The 14,779-nt window shown below is 65.0% G+C and carries 9 protein-coding genes; 1 reads left to right on the top strand and 8 read right to left on the bottom strand.

What is annotated here, in order from left to right; genetic code table 11:
• Positions 1-19: 19 nt before the first annotated feature.
• The 8 genes from ACNQQL_RS01155 to ACNQQL_RS01120 all read right to left on the bottom strand — a co-directional run bounded on the left by ACNQQL_RS01155 (position 20) and on the right by ACNQQL_RS01120 (position 13,426).
• Entirely contained in the window at positions 20-1,174 is a 1,155-nt protein-coding gene (locus ACNQQL_RS01155; protein ID WP_347062911.1) for a DUF2827 domain-containing protein, read from the bottom strand.
• A 14-nt stretch (positions 1,175-1,188) separates the two neighbouring features.
• A complete protein-coding gene (locus ACNQQL_RS01150; protein ID WP_347062910.1) occupies positions 1,189-2,334 on the bottom strand; it encodes a DUF2827 domain-containing protein in 1,146 nt (381 codons plus the stop codon).
• Positions 2,335-2,726: 392 nt separating this feature from the next.
• Positions 2,727-3,395 carry an OmpA family protein gene (locus ACNQQL_RS01145; RefSeq protein WP_347062909.1) on the bottom strand — a complete coding sequence of 223 codons (669 nt, stop codon included), beginning with the start codon at positions 3,393-3,395 and terminating at the stop codon, positions 2,727-2,729.
• A 124-nt stretch (positions 3,396-3,519) separates the two neighbouring features.
• Positions 3,520-9,603, bottom strand: a complete 6,084-nt coding sequence (locus tag ACNQQL_RS01140; protein WP_347062908.1) for an ESPR-type extended signal peptide-containing protein — start codon at positions 9,601-9,603, stop codon at positions 3,520-3,522.
• 1,076 nt (positions 9,604-10,679) lie between these two features.
• On the bottom strand, positions 10,680-11,582 hold the full coding sequence (locus tag ACNQQL_RS01135; protein WP_204421905.1) for a ferritin-like domain-containing protein: 903 nt from the start codon (positions 11,580-11,582) through the stop codon (positions 10,680-10,682).
• Between the two features lie 95 nt (positions 11,583-11,677).
• Positions 11,678-11,896, bottom strand: a complete 219-nt coding sequence (locus ACNQQL_RS01130; RefSeq protein WP_034180843.1) for a hypothetical protein — start codon at positions 11,894-11,896, stop codon at positions 11,678-11,680.
• Between the two features lie 263 nt (positions 11,897-12,159).
• Positions 12,160-12,810: an NADPH-dependent FMN reductase gene (locus ACNQQL_RS01125; protein ID WP_072444516.1), complete on the bottom strand. Its 651-nt coding sequence runs from the start codon at positions 12,808-12,810 to the stop codon at positions 12,160-12,162.
• A 310-nt stretch (positions 12,811-13,120) separates the two neighbouring features.
• Complete coding sequence (locus ACNQQL_RS01120; RefSeq protein WP_347062907.1) at positions 13,121-13,426, bottom strand: NIPSNAP family protein; 306 nt, start codon at positions 13,424-13,426, stop codon at positions 13,121-13,123.
• Between the two features lie 281 nt (positions 13,427-13,707).
• Between ACNQQL_RS01120 and ACNQQL_RS01115 the strand changes: the two genes are divergently transcribed.
• Positions 13,708-14,496, top strand: coding sequence for a GNAT family N-acetyltransferase (locus ACNQQL_RS01115; protein WP_347062906.1), 789 nt, complete (start codon positions 13,708-13,710; stop codon positions 14,494-14,496).
• Positions 14,497-14,779: the final 283 nt, after the last annotated feature.

The following is a 14,779-nucleotide window of genomic DNA, read 5'->3' as shown; positions in this document are numbered from 1 at the left end:
GTCCGGAAAGGGCGGCGCGTCACGCGTCGCGATAGAGGGTGGCGATCGCGTCCGTATAGGCGGCGACGTTCCCGGGGTTGTAGATGCTGACCGAGCTGAGCACGTGCTTCGACTGCTCGCGGTACGCTTCCAGGTTCGCGTCGTGTTCGGCGAACGCCTGCAGCAGCGCGCGACCGCCGGCCTGGCAGTCGAAGTCCGGATAGAAATACCCAGCCTTGCCGAGGAACGGCGAGTTGTGGATTAGCGGATAGTCGCCGTACAGCAGCTCGTAATACAGGTAGTTCTGCGCGTTTTCCCACGTGTGCGACACTACCGCATCGCCGTACGCGGCCATGAACTCGTACACCGCATAGCGGCTTTCGAACGTCGTGATGCCATGATTCACGATGTCGAGGCTCTTCGCGAAGTGGACGAAGGTTGCGTGCTCCTTGATGTGGATCGTGTTGCACACGCGCACGAATTCAAGGAATTTCGGATCGGCGCGGTATGCCTCTTCCGTGACCAGCATCGGGATGATGCTCGTCTTCACCATGCAGATGTTCGGCTCGAACATCGTCACGCGCCAGCGCGGCTTGCCAGGCCGATAGCCGTACGACAAACCGGCGCCGAGCGTCGCGCGCGCCTTGTCGAACAGCATCGGGTGCCAGATGTGCGGGACGATCGTGACCGGCGCACGCAGCCCCGTCTGGTAATAGTGCAGGCACGAGCGCTCGAATTCGGGAATCGTCCACACCGCGTCGTACGGCGCGCCCGAGAACAGGAAGCCCGACGGCTTGTTGAACATCGCGCGCTCGATGTCGATCACGTAGTCGTTGCCGACCCGCATCGTGACGACCTTGCCGCCGCGCTCGCGGAACGCGCGCAGGTAGTCCGCGCCGAACTGCGCGCTCATTTCGATCAGCACGTCGCAGCGTTGCAGCGCTTCGTCCATCGACAGCAGCGGCACGTCCCATTCGCCGAGCATCATCTGCGGATCGGCGACCTGTTCGCCGCCGTTCACCATCACGGCTTCCGCGACGAGCGGCGACTGGCGCAGCAGCAGGATCAGCAGCAGGCAGTTCTGGAAGATGCCGTTTTCCCACAGCGACTGGCCGGCGCCGCGGACGAACAGCGACACGCCGACGACGAGACGCTTGCCCTCGCCGGGCGCTTGACGGGCATTGGAGTCCGACATGCGTATGCTCCGGTTCAGGCGACCAGACGCGAGACGAACGCGTCGAGGTTCGCGGGGTTGTCGATCGAGACCGACTGCAGCAGCCGGTCGGCCTTCGCACGGTAGTCGTCGAGGCGTTCGTCGTGATGCAGCCACGCTTCGAGCAGCGCGCGGCCGCCCGCGGCCGAGTCGAAGTCCGGGTAGTAATAGCCGGCGTCGCCGAGCAGCGTCGAGTTGTGGATCAGCGGATAACCGCCGTGCAGCACGTCGTAGTACAGGTAGTTCTGCCCGTTTTCCCAGTGGTGCGACACGACCGCATCCGCATGGCGCGCCATGAAGCCCGGCAGGTCGATGCGCGGTTCGAAGGTCGCCTTGTGCTGGCGCACGAGATCGAGGCTGTTCGCGAAGTGCACGAAGGTCGGATGCTCCTTCATGTGCATCGCGTTGACGACGAACATGTGTAGCACCGCGTCCGGCCGCGCGCGATAGAACTCGTCGCACGCGAGCATCGGGTAGTGGCAGGACTTGACGACCGAGATGTTCGGCTCGAGCATCGCCAGGCGCCACGGGCGGCGGCCGGGCCGATAGCCGAACGTCGCGCCTTCGCTCGCCAGCGCGGCGATGCGGCGATCGAGGAAGTACGGCGACCAGATGTGCGGCATCAGGTGCACCGGCGCGCGCAGGATGGTCTGCAGCATCGGCGCCGCGGTCTTGTCGTATTGCGGCAGCAGCCACACTTCGTCGAACGGCGCGCCGTTGAAGATATGCCCCGACGGTTTTTCGAAGATCGGGGTTTCGCACAGGCCGGCATACACGTGCCCGCAGAAGAACGCGGCGATTTTCTTGCCGAGCGCCTTCATGTGCCTGAGCCATTCGACCGGCAACTGCGCGCCCATTTCGATCACGACGTCGAGTTCGTGCGTGACGTCGGCGGGATTCACGAGCGGGATGTCGAGGCCGTCGAGTTCGAGGCCGGCCGGCAGTGCGTTGGCGTCGCCGCCGTTCAGGAAATAGACGGGGCCGACGCGATCCGAGCGCTTGAGCATCATCGCGAGGAACGCGATGTTCTGGTGAATGCCGTTTTCCCAGATCGCCTGGCCGTCCCGCGCAAACAGCGAGATGCCGACCGCCGGCCGTTGCTTGCGGGTGCCGCCCGAGGCGGCTTCATTGATGTCCGTCACCGGTTGGTTTCCTCTGCGGCGTCGTGCGTCCGGGCATGGCGTCGAGCGTCTGGCCCGGAAGCGGCGCGCCGTGGATTGTCATGGTTGCATTCGCGCCGGTGCGCCGCGGCACGCGAATCGGGCGACGTGGTTCGCGAGGGCGGCAGCCGGATTCCGGCGTGTCGTCGGGCACGCCTGGCACGGCGTGCGATTCGGGCGGGCTGCCCCGGCGACTGTCTGCGGCGATTGTGGCACGGAAATCGCCGGTTTGTGGAGGGGCGTGACGAACTTTGACATAGCCGACGGCCAGCGGGAACGGGGCGCCGGCGCAGCGGCGCCCGCGTCGATCGGCGGATGTCCGGCGCGGCGCTGGCGGCCTGCCGGATCGGCCGCCGCGCGCGGCGGTCGCCCGCTCAGTGCTGCAGCGTGATTTCGACGCGGCGGTTGCTGGCACGGCCTTCGGGCGTCGCGTTGGACGCAACCGGATCGGCCTTGCCGCGGCCCGTGACCGTCAGCGTGTCGGCCTTCAGCCCGTGCGCCTTCAGATAGGCGGCGACGGATTCGGCACGGCGCTTCGACAGCGCAAGGTTGTAGTCGTCGCTGCCCACCGTATCCGTAAAGCCGGTGATCGTCACCTGCGAGTACGTGCGGTCCGCGCGCTCGCTCAGCAGCCGGTCGAGCGATTCGCGTGCGGTCGGTGCGAGCGTCGCGTGGTCGGTCGCGAACAGCGCGTCGCCCGACAGGTTCACGTGTTCGACGGTGGCAGGCGCCGGTTCGGCGGCCGTGGCCGCAGCCGCTTCGGCCGGCGCGGCGCCGCACTGGAAGACGAGCGTCGCAGGATCGGATTTGTCGCGCAGCGCGCGGGCCGAGTCGACGGCACGCACCGGCTGGTCGCCGCAGATCTTGCGGGCGGCCTTCATGCAGGTCTGCGGGCCGGACAGCAGGCCGTGGCAGTCCACCTGGAATGTGCGCATGCCGTCGCGCGGTTGCAGTTCGGAGGCGCTGAAGGTCGGGCCGGATGCGGTCGAGCACGCGGCGAGGGCCATTGCGGAAAGCGCGAGCGCAAAAGCGAGTTTGTTCACGGTTACGTCCTCAAAGCTTGGGTTGACAGAAGCCGGCCGCGGGCTGCGCGGCCGGCTCGTCCTGCCGTCGGGGCCGCCGCGGGCCGGCCGGCTGGCGAGCCGGGCGACCTGGCGGCGCGACGCGTTACTTCCACTGGTACAGCATGCCGGCGCCGATCACCTTCTGACCGCCGCTGAAGCCGCCGTTGATCGACGCCTTCAGGTTCTCCGTGATGCGAGCCTGCATGTTGACCGCCATCGCCTTCTGGCCGAGGAAGGTCGACGTGCCGACACCCATGCCGAAGTTGGCGTCGCGATCGAGCTGCGGGATCGACGCCATCGCGCCGACGGCCGCGATACCCTGCTTCGCCATCTGGTCGGTCTGCTGCAGTTGCGAACCCAGCGAGTTGATCTGCGCCTGCTGGCCCGACAGTGCCGTCGACAGCGTCGTCTGCACCTGCGTCAGCTGGTTCACGTTCACTGCGTCGGTGCCTTGCGTACCCGGCGCGACGTTCACGATCTGGCGCTGCTGCGTGTCGCTGCCGACCGAGACGACGTTCTGGCGGCCGCCATCCGTCGAATTCGCGCCGATCGCCACCGAGTTCGAGCCGGCGGTGACGGTCGGGTGATCGCTGCCGGTACCGTTCATGTCGGCGGCGACGCCGTTGGTATTGATCGCGCGCGTCGTGTTGTTGTTGAGCGTCGTCGACAACTGGTTCAGCGTGTTGTTGATGTTCGTCACGCCGGTCGACAGCGAGGCGACCGTGCTGTTCGTCGAGCTCAGTCCGGTGGACAGCGAACCGATGCCGGTCGACGTCGACGTGGACAGCGACGACACGTTGCTGTTCGTCGCGCTGAGGCCCGTCGACAGCGAGCTGATCGCGGTCGAGGTCGACGTGGACAGCGACGTGAGGTTGCTGTTCGTCGAGCTGAGACCCGTGGACAGCGAGTTGATGCCGGTCGACAGCGACGCGACGTTCGACGCGGTGGACGTCGACAGCGCGGTGACCGCGTTGTTCGTCGCGTTGAGCTGGCTGCCGTTGATCGCGTCCGTGCTGCTGGCCGAGATCCGGCCGGCGGCGACGTTCGTGATCTGGCGTTCCTGGCCCGGCGCGCCGACGCTCACCACGCCTGCCGGCGAGCTGCCCGCGAAGAGGTACGTGACACCGCCGATCGTGGCGCTCGACGTCGGGTTCGCGGCACTCGTGACCGAGTTCGCACCGAGCGCGATCGAGTTGGCGACGTTGGCTTGCGCGTTCGTACCGAAAGCGAGCGCGTCGGCGGCCGTGGCTTTGGCAGCCGAGCCGTAGGCTTGTGCGCCGGTGGCGCTGGCCGTGGACTGGCTGCCCAGCGCGATCGTGTTGTCCGCGGTGGCCTGGTTCGAGCTGCCGAGGGCGAGCGCGCTGGCGCCGTTTGCCGTGTTTGCGTTGCCGAGCGCCACTGCGCCGTTGCCGGTCGCCGTGTCGTTCGCGCCCATCGCTACCGCGCCGGTACCCGTCGCGACGCTCGGATCGCCGATCGCTACCGCGCCGTCGCCGCTCGCGGTGTTGCCGGAGCCGATCGACACGGCCTTGCCGCCCGTTGCCGATGCGTTCTGGCCGATCGCGACCGCGCCTGCCGACTGCGCGTTCGAACCGTCGCCGACCGCGACGCTGCTTGCGCCTGCCGCACTTGCGTTGACGCCTGCCGCGAGGGCGTTGGCGCCCGTTGCGCCGTCGTTGGCGTAGTTGCTTTGCTGCGTGCCGTTGTCGTTGACGCTGTAGTAGTGCGTCTTCGCGGCGTTGATCGCGGTCGAGGTGGAAGTCGACAGCGACGACACCGAGCTGTTCGTCGAGCTCAGGCCGGTGGACAGCGAGCCGATGCCGGTCGAGGTCGAGGTCGACAGCGACAGGATCGTGCTGTCGGTCGAGCTCAGGCCGGTGGACAGCGAGTTGATGCCGGTCGAGGTCGAAGTCGACAGCGAAGTGATGGAGCTGTTAGCCGACGACAGACCGGTCGAGGTCGAGGTCGACAGCGAGGTGATCGAGCTGTTGGCCGAGGACAGGCCGGTCGACGTGGAGGTCGACAGCGAAGTCACCGAGCTGTTGGTCGAGCTCAGGCCGGTGGACAACGAATTGATGCCGGTCGAGGTCGAGGTGGACAGCGAGGTGATCGAGCTGTTTGCCGAGGACAGGCCCGTCGACGTGGAAGTCGACAACGAAGCCACCGAGCTGTCGGTCGAGCTGAGGCCGGTGGACAACGAATTGATGCCGGTCGAGGTCGAGGTGGACAGCGAGGTGATCGAGCTGTTTGCCGAGGACAGGCCAGTCGAGGTGGAAGTCGACAACGAAGCCACCGAGCTGTCGGTCGAGCTGAGGCCGGTGGAGAGCGAGTTGATGCCGGTCGAAGTCGAGGTGGACAGCGACGTGATCGAGCTGTTCGCCGAGGACAGGCCAGTCGAGGTGGAAGTTGACAGCGACGTCACCGAGCTGTTGGTCGAGCTCAGTCCGGTGGACAGCGAATTGATGCCGGTCGAGGTCGAAGTGGACAGCGACGTGATCGAGCTGTTCGCCGAGGACAGACCCGTCGACGTGGAAGTCGACAACGAAGCCACCGAGCTGTCGGTCGAGCTGAGGCCGGTGGACAGCGAATTGATGCCGGTCGAGGTCGACGTGGACAGGGACGTGATCGAGCTGTTTGCCGAGGACAGGCCCGTCGAGGTGGAAGTCGACAGCGAAGTCACCGAGCTGTTGGTCGAGCTGAGGCCGGTGGACAGCGAGTTGATGCCGGTCGAGGTCGACGTGGACAGCGATGTGATCGAGCTGTTCGCCGAGGACAGGCCAGTCGAAGTCGAGGTGGACAACGAAGTGATCGAGCTGTTGGCCGACGACAGACCCGTCGAAGTCGAGGTGGACAACGACGTGATGGAGCTGTTAGCCGACGAAAGGCCGGTCGACGTGGAAGTCGAAAGCGAAGTCACCGAGCTGTCGGTCGAGCTGAGGCCGGTGGACAGCGAATTGATGCCGGTCGAAGTCGAGGTGGACAGCGAAGTGATCGAGCTGTTGGCCGACGAGAGGCCCGTCGAAGTCGAGGTGGACAACGACGTGATCGAGCTGTTAGCCGAGGACAGACCCGTCGACGTGGAAGTCGACAACGAAGCCACCGAGCTGTCGGTCGAGCTGAGGCCGGTGGACAGCGAATTGATGCCGGTCGAAGTCGAGGTGGACAGCGACGTGATCGAGCTGTTGGCCGACGAGAGACCCGTCGAAGTCGAGGTGGACAACGACGTGATGGAGCTGTTAGCCGACGACAGGCCGGTCGACGTGGAAGTCGAAAGCGAAGTCACCGAGCTGTCGGTCGAGCTGAGGCCGGTGGACAGCGAGTTGATGCCGGTCGAGGTCGAAGTCGACAGCGAAGTGATGGAGCTGTTAGCCGACGACAGACCGGTCGAGGTCGAGGTCGACAGCGAGGTGATCGAGCTGTTGGCTGATGAGAGGCCGGTCGACGTGGAGGTCGAAAGCGAAGTCACCGAGCTGTTGGTCGAGCTGAGGCCGGTGGACAGCGAGTTGATTCCCGTCGAAGTCGAGGTGGACAACGAAGTGATCGAACTGTTAGCTGAGGACAGGCCCGTCGACGTGGAAGTCGACAGCGACGACACCGAACTGTTGGTCGAGCTCAGGCCGGTGGACAGCGAATTGATGCCGGTCGAAGTCGAGGTGGACAGCGACGTGATCGAGCTGTTAGCCGACGAGAGGCCGGTCGAGGTCGACGTGGACAACGACGAAATGGCACTGGTCGCGGTACCAACCTGTTGGGCAACCGAATAAAGCTGGCTGCCGTTGATCGCGTCGGTACTGGTCTGCGTCACCTGGCCGGCGGCGACGTTGGTGATTTGTCGCTCGTTGCCCGGGCTGCCGACGCTGACGGTGCCGACCGGCGCGGTGCCTGCGAATCCTCCGAACGTGACGCCGTTGACGGTCGCGCTGCTCGTGGGATTGGCTGCGGCGGTCTGCGAGTTGGCGCCGAGCGCGACGGAATTGTTGGTGCCGGCGGTGGCGCCGCTGCCGATGGCGACGGCGTCGGTGCCGGTCGCGACGCTGTCGGCACCGGTCGAGTTCGCGTGGAAGTACTTGATGCCCTGACTGTTGATGTTGTCGATCGCCGAGCCGACGCTGCTGGCGGTCGACGTCGTGCCGTTCGCGTTGTAGGTCGTGTACGCCGGTGCGGAGACCGTCCCGGTCGTCGGGTTGTACGTGGAGCCGCCGCCGAGTGCCGATGCCGTGCTGTTGCCGAGGTTGTCCGTCTTGGTCGTGACCGTGCTCAGGCCGGTGGACAGCGAGCTGATGCCGGTCGAGGTCGAGGTCGAAAGCGACGAGATCGAGCTATTAGCCGACGAGAGACCCGTCGAGGTCGAAGTGGACAGCGACGTCACCGAGCTGTTGGCCGAGCTCAGGCCGGTGGACAGCGAGTTGATGCCGGTCGAGGTCGAGGTCGACAGCGAAGTGATCGAGCTGTTAGCCGACGAGAGGCCGGTCGAGGTCGAGGTGGACAGCGACGTCACCGAGCTGTTGGCCGAGCTGAGGCCGGTGGACAGCGAGTTGATGCCGGTCGAGGTCGACGTGGACAGGGAGGTGATCGAGCTATTAGCCGACGACAGACCCGTCGAGGTCGACGTGGACAGCGACGTGATGGAGCTGTTGGCCGACGAAAGGCCGGTCGACGTGGAAGTCGAAAGCGAAGTGATCGAGCTATTAGCCGACGAGAGCCCCGTCGAGGTCGAGGTGGACAGCGACGTCACCGAGCTGTTGGCCGAGCTCAGGCCAGTGGACAGCGAGTTGATGCCGGTCGAGGTCGACGTGGACAGCGACGTGATGGAGCTGTTGGCCGACGAGAGACCCGTCGAGGTCGAGGTGGACAGCGACGTGATGGAGCTGTTGGCCGACGAGAGACCCGTCGAGGTCGAGGTGGACAGCGACGTGATGGAGCTATTCGCCGACGACAGACCCGTTGACGTGGAGGTCGACAGCGAAGTGATCGAGCTATTAGCCGACGACAGACCCGTCGAGGTCGACGTGGACAGTGACGTGATGGAGCTGTTGGCCGATGAAAGGCCGGTCGAGGTCGAAGTCGACAGCGAAGTGATGGAGCTGTTAGCCGACGACAGACCGGTCGAGGTCGACGTGGACAGCGACGAGATGCCGGTCGAAGTCGAAGTGGACAACGAAGTGATCGAGCTGTTAGCCGACGACAAACCCGTCGACGTTGAGGTCGACAGACTGGTGATATTCGACGTCGTCGTGCTCGCGACTGCGTAGAGCTGGCTACCGTTGATCGCGTCGGTGCTGCTTGCACTGACGAGCCCTGCTGCGACGTTCTGGATACGACGCTCTGCGTTCACAGCACCGACGCTGACCACGCCGCCTGCCGAATTCGCGCCTGCATACGTGCCAAAGGTCTGACTACCGATCGTCGTATTGCTGACCGCGCCCGTGCCGCCGGTCGTGGTGCCTGCGGCGGAGGTCGTGATCGAGTTGCTGCCAAGTGCAACCGAGTTTGCAACAGTCGCGCTCGAATTGACGCCGATTGCGATCCCCGACGTGGCGGCCGACGTAACTGCCGACTGCCCGCCGATCGCGATGCTGTCCGAAGCGGCCGACTGTGCGCCCTTCGTTGCGTTGCTGCCGATTGCGATCGAGCCCGCGCCCGACGCGATGGTCGAATTTGCCTGCGACAGCGGCGTCGTGCCGTTGCCGCCCGCACCGCCGATTGCGACCGAGTTCAACGCGTTTGCCGTCGAGCCGAAGCCGAGCGCGGTGGCGCCTGCGCCGCTCGCGGTGGTTTCGAGGCCGGCCGCGACGCCCCACAGGCCGGCCGACGACTGCATGCCGGTGGCGACGGCGCCGTTACCGGTCGCTTGCGCGAAGGAGCCGTAAACCGTGACGCCGGTCCAGCCGTTGCCGTTGGAGTTACAGCCGGCCACGATCGAATACGTACCGGAGCCGTCGCCAGCCTGGTTTTGCGTGCCACCCGGGTTAACTCGGCCGACTGCGCCGTTGCTTCCCGTAAAGCAGGTCTGCTGTGTGTTGAGCGTATTGGCCTCGGCGAGCCCCGGCAGGCCGATCGCCAGTGCTGCGACTGCGGCGACCACGACGGCCGACTTGTTCGGCTTGCCCCGTGCCGAATCGATTTCCGATGCCGCGACCCAGGCGCCAAGCGCTTCGTTCCAGATCGAGCGGTATGTGCGGTTCATGTCCTGTTACCTCCAAATGTGCACGCCACACACCGGTCTCTTTTGTTAGAGGAATACTCCGTGCGCTCGCGCGAATCTCAAAATTGATGGGCGGAGTTTATTGGAGGTGGATTTTATTGATTGACAAATAGTGATAAATGGAGGGTTGTGAAAGTTAAAAGATGGTTAATACATCGTCTTTTGATGCATTGGAGAAGAATGAATATGAAAGGCGTAAGAATGTTACTTGAAGGTCTTGAGTTTTTCGCGATCTCGCTATGAATTCGTATAAAAATCAACTGGTTGCGCGTGTTTTGTGTGGCGTATTACACATGGGGTGAGTGAATAAGTAAGACAAATGAAATAGCAAACGTTTGCGGGGAAGGTCGTTCTTTCATTTTTGTAATGTCTGGCGATGTGCGGATTGATAATGTATTGAATGTCTTGTTATCTTATTAAGTTGTGATTTTATTGGGGGGTGATTTTTATTTAATTTGATTGTATGTAAATCAAATAAATTTGAGGTGGCGAATATGGGTCTGTGCCGATTTGCGCATCTCGGCCGTCGTGGCTGCCCATACGGCGGGCGTTCCGGGCCGGCGGGCTCGTCGAATTTGTAAAAAGTTGCTACGAAAATTGCTACAAAGCGACAGATAGGATTCTTGGCATTCAACTATCGGATTTGTCCTATTGACCGATATCGGTGATGCCGGTATCCGAGCGAAATCGGGAGGCATGCCGGACAGCCGGGGAGACGGCCCCGCAGCGTGCCCCACGTGGCGTCGCCAGGGGTGTCAAAGACCCCCGCTGGTCAGTGCCCTCACGCCGTGGGCGCGCCGAATCGTCGGAGGCAAAAAGGTGGGAGAAGGTGTATCGGGCGCGCCACATTCGGTCCACGGATGTGAGCCGAAGCGGTCGCTCACCGCATGGAACGAGCTGGTTTCGAGCAGGAGGGGCGCCGATTCGTCCGGCATGCGGTGCGAGCGCTCCGGATCGAATCGTCCGCGGTGGCGACGGTCAACCCGCGCTGCGCGGACGCACCGCCCAGCGCACGGTGGTTTGTAGGCCCGCATGACCTGCAGCCGGGCCCCTCGACCTTACTTCTTGAGAAACCGCAGCGCGAACCGCGCCATCCGCGGCACGAACATCGGGCGCAGCAGGCGCTTGTCGTAACCGGCCATCCGCCGGTCGTTCTCGACCAGACACAGCTCGATCAGCTCGCGCGGGTTCAGCGCATCGCCGATGTCGGCGGTGCCGGTTGCCGGGAAGTTCGCGTCACGCGCGACGCCGTCGGCATCGATGCCGCGCGCGATGCCGATGCGGTCGCGGATCAGGTGCACCCACACGGCCGCGACGCGCGCGAAGAACCACGGCCGGCGCCACCACGGGATCGTGCGCCAGTACCAGGCGTACCAGTTCGCGAAGAACAGGATGTGGCGGCCTTCTTCCTGGATCACCGGCTCGAAGGTGTCGACGAGTTCGGGCGGGAAATAACCGGAGCGCTGCGCGGAGCGGAACAGGCCGAACGCGAAGAAGCTGTCGATGCATTCGCTGAAGCCCGTCATCATCCACGACCACTCGGGGTCCTTCGGCGCCGGGTAGGCCGGCTCGGGCGCGAGCCGGATGCCGTAGGCCGCGACGAGCTTCGACAATACGACCTTGTGGCGCGCTTCCTCGCCGCCGTCCATCTCGAGCGCGCGGCGCAGCAGCGGATCGCCGACCGTCGCTGCGTAGGTCGCCACGCGAATCGACGCGCGGCCTTCGGTTTGCACCGCGATGTCCCAGATCGGCAGCGACGTGAGCCGCCTGAGCTCGTCGGGCTTGAGCGCCGGCCAGTCGATCACGGCCGGCTTGTACGGGTTATGTGTGTCGAGCAGCATGCGACAGAACATCTGCTTGTGCGCATCGGAACCGATCCTGACCGGACCATGACTCTCGAAGGTCCAGTTGCGCATCGCGTGATCTGCGGCTGCGTGCTCTTCCTGCAGCGTGTCAGTCATGGCTGTTGTTATGCGATTACGGGTCGAAAGATTCTTGCATAGCTTCCGTAAACGCGTATTTTCGCGCGGCCATGCGCACGCCGGCCAGGCGTGCGTCACGCGTGCGTGTCGACCCAGAGGCGGCCCCAGCGGGACGCATAGGCGAGCGCGTGTTCTTCTTCGAAGAAGAAATCGATCGCGTCGAACGAAACGGAGCGCGGCGACGGCCCGCCGCCCGCTCGCTCGATCGTCAGGTTGGCGGCGAACAGCCCGTTCGGCAACCGGGCGGCGGCGGGGGCGACTTCATAGCCCTTGTAGCGGATCGTACGGTTCATGGCGTGCGCGGAGAAAGTTCGGACTTTCAGCGTACGAAAACCCGCCGGCCGCGTGAACCAATCTTTCGGCCAATGCAAATCACGCGGCGGGCCGAATCGATATCGAGAGGGCATGCCGGGAAAGGGGATTCGACGCGAAGCGTCGCTGTGGTTCGTGCGTGGCGCGGTGCCGGCGCGCGCAGCACATCGCCGCGCGTCCGAAGACGCGCCGCCCGCGCACGGCGGACCTTGTTGGCCGGGCGCGGGCGGCGGAGTGAAGGGGATTACTGGTTGGCGACCTTCAGCACGGGGGCGAGCGCGTCGACCGATGCCGCGTGTGTGGTCGCGCGATGCGACGCGAATGCGAGCGCGAACTCGGCGGCTTGCGCGCCGACCGTCTCGAGCTGCGCGACGACCTTCGGATCCGAGCAGCTGTCGGCGCTTTCGAAACGCGTTTCGAGCGTGTTCACGGTCGCGCCGAACGGCGTCGGCCAGCCGCGCAGCGCATGGACGATCGAACGCAGCGACGTCAGCACGGTGCCGGCTGCCTGCCAGCCGTACGCGGTGACGATCAGGCCGACCGCGCGGCCGTCGAGATAGGGGCGATCGTCCGCGCGCAGTTCCTCGAGCGTGTCGAGTGCGTTCTTCACGAGGCCGGAGACGCCGCCGTGATAGCCGGGCGTCGCGATGATGATCGCGTCGGCCTGGCGCACGGCGTCGATCAGTTCGCGCTGCGCGTCGGTCAGCGTTTTGTGTTCGGGGGCGTAGTGCGGCAGCGTATGCAGGAACGGGCCGTCGAACAGGCGCGTGCGCGCGCCGGCGGCTTGCGCGCCGCGCAGCGCGAACGACAGCGCGCGTTCGGTCGACGACGCTGCTCGGGTGGTACCACCGATGCCGACGACGAACGGGCGGCGGTGTTGATCGAATGCAGTCAAGGGGCGCTCCTCGGGGATGGCTTGCCCGGCTAAGCACAGGCTTAAAACCAGATGGTAACGACCCCATCGCCACTCTGAAAACGACTTTTCGTTCTATCGATATGCCGCGCGGCGGGGGCAATCGTGTGCGCGGCCGCGCAGATCGATAGCAGAAATGCTTGGTTGGGACGGTGCGCCGCGGTCGATAAGATGGGCCCGTCTCCTCCATGATGTCTCTACTGACATGGGTTGGCCCCGCCGCGCGGATGCAGGCGGGGCTTTTTTTCGTCCCGGTCAGGAAAAGGGGCGCGATGCCTGCGGCCGTTGCCGGTTACTCGAATACCGGCCGGAAGAAGCTGCGTTCGTAGCTGACGATGCAGCGCGTTTCCTCCGCATGGCGGAACGCGGCCTGGCATGCCGGATCGTCCTTCGAACGTTCGCGGTAGCGCTCGTACTCGGCGAGGCTCGGGAACGAGAACATCGCGAGCGCGATGTTGCTCGCACCTTCGGACGGCAGGAAATAGCCGTGATGCGTGCCGCCGAACTTTTCGACGAGCGGAATCCACATCTTGCCGTAGGTTTCGAACTGGTCGAGCTTGTACGGATCGATGACGTAGCGGAGGAAGCAGGTGACCATGAGCGCTCGCGGTGCGGTGACGGAACAGCGAGTCTGGATCGCGTCGCCGCAGGTGTCAACGGAGCGCGTGCGGGGCGTCGACGCCGTCGCGGGATTAGTTGCTTGCACGCACAACGATCGGCGTATTTTCATGCGTTCGCAACGACGCCGGCAGAGCGGTGGCGCGCATCTTCGTCGCCGTTTTTCCTGCAAGTATTTCCCCGAACTTTTACGACATTTTTTCTTGCGAGGGCGGTCGGCGCGCTCATAGACTTCGGGCATCCCAACCACGGAGCACTGCGATGTCGATACCCTGGAACGCGATTGCCGAACGTCTCCCTGCCGCGCCGCCTTCCGTGTGCGCCGACCGGGTGGTCGTACGGCGTTTCGATCCGGCAGTCGACAGCTATGCGCAACTCACGCCGATGCTGCATCGCGCGTTCGCGCGGCTCGGCGCGATGGGGCTCAACTGCACGTGCGTCGATCAGGACGAGGGCGTCACGCGCCGCCGTGCGGAAGCGGGCGAGTGCTACGTCGCCGTATGCGGCGGGCGCGTCATCGGCACGGCCACGCTGTATGGGACCGATCCGTCTTCGGCCTGCTCGCTGTACCGGCAGGAAGGCGTCGCGAGCGTGCGCCAGGTGGCCGTGGATCCCGATTGCCAGAGCCGCGGGATCGGCGCATTGCTGCTGTCGTTCGCCGAGCAGTGGGCCGCGTTGCGCGGCTATACGCTGCTCGCGCTGGATACGCCGCATCCCGCGTCGCATCTGCTGGCGTTCTACGGCGCGCAGGGTTTCGAGGTCGTCGACGTGATGCGCTTCGCCGGCAAGCGCTACGACAGCGCGATCCTCTGCAAACGGCCCGTCGTGCACGTCGTGCGCCGCGTGCCGCCGGCGTCGCGGCTGGCCGCGCGCGTGGCGGCCGTGCGGCGTCTGGCGCATGCGTTGCCGGCGCGCGTTGTGGCAGCGGCACGGCGCGACCTGCGCGCACGCCGTGGCGCGGGATGGGCGGCGCGACGCGCGGCCGGCGCCGCGAGCTGCCGTTCGTCACCTTGGCGGCCGCGCCAGCATGGGCGCTACACGTTCGGCTGAGCGCCGCGCACGGGCTCTTTTCCCCGGTTTTGCCGCGTAAACGTCGCGTGAGCGGAGTGTGGCGCTTCCGCTCTTGTACGGCCCATGAGACCCCCCGCCGCGTCGCGGCGAAACCGATGTTTACGCGCTTTTTATGCTTTGCCGCGATCTTCACGCGAACCTTCATAAGATGGTTCAAGTGGAAACGGATGCTGCGCGATGGTGTCGGCCAGCGAAGAGCGAAGCCGAACGCCGTCACGACGGTTCGTCGCAGTGATGCGTTGCGGCCGTCGAAAGAAACAGG

Source organism: Burkholderia sp. LFS061 (assembly GCF_047978125.1).
Lineage (GTDB): Bacteria > Pseudomonadota > Gammaproteobacteria > Burkholderiales > Burkholderiaceae > Burkholderia > Burkholderia pyrrocinia_C.
This window is presented reverse-complemented; position numbering and strand designations above follow the sequence as displayed.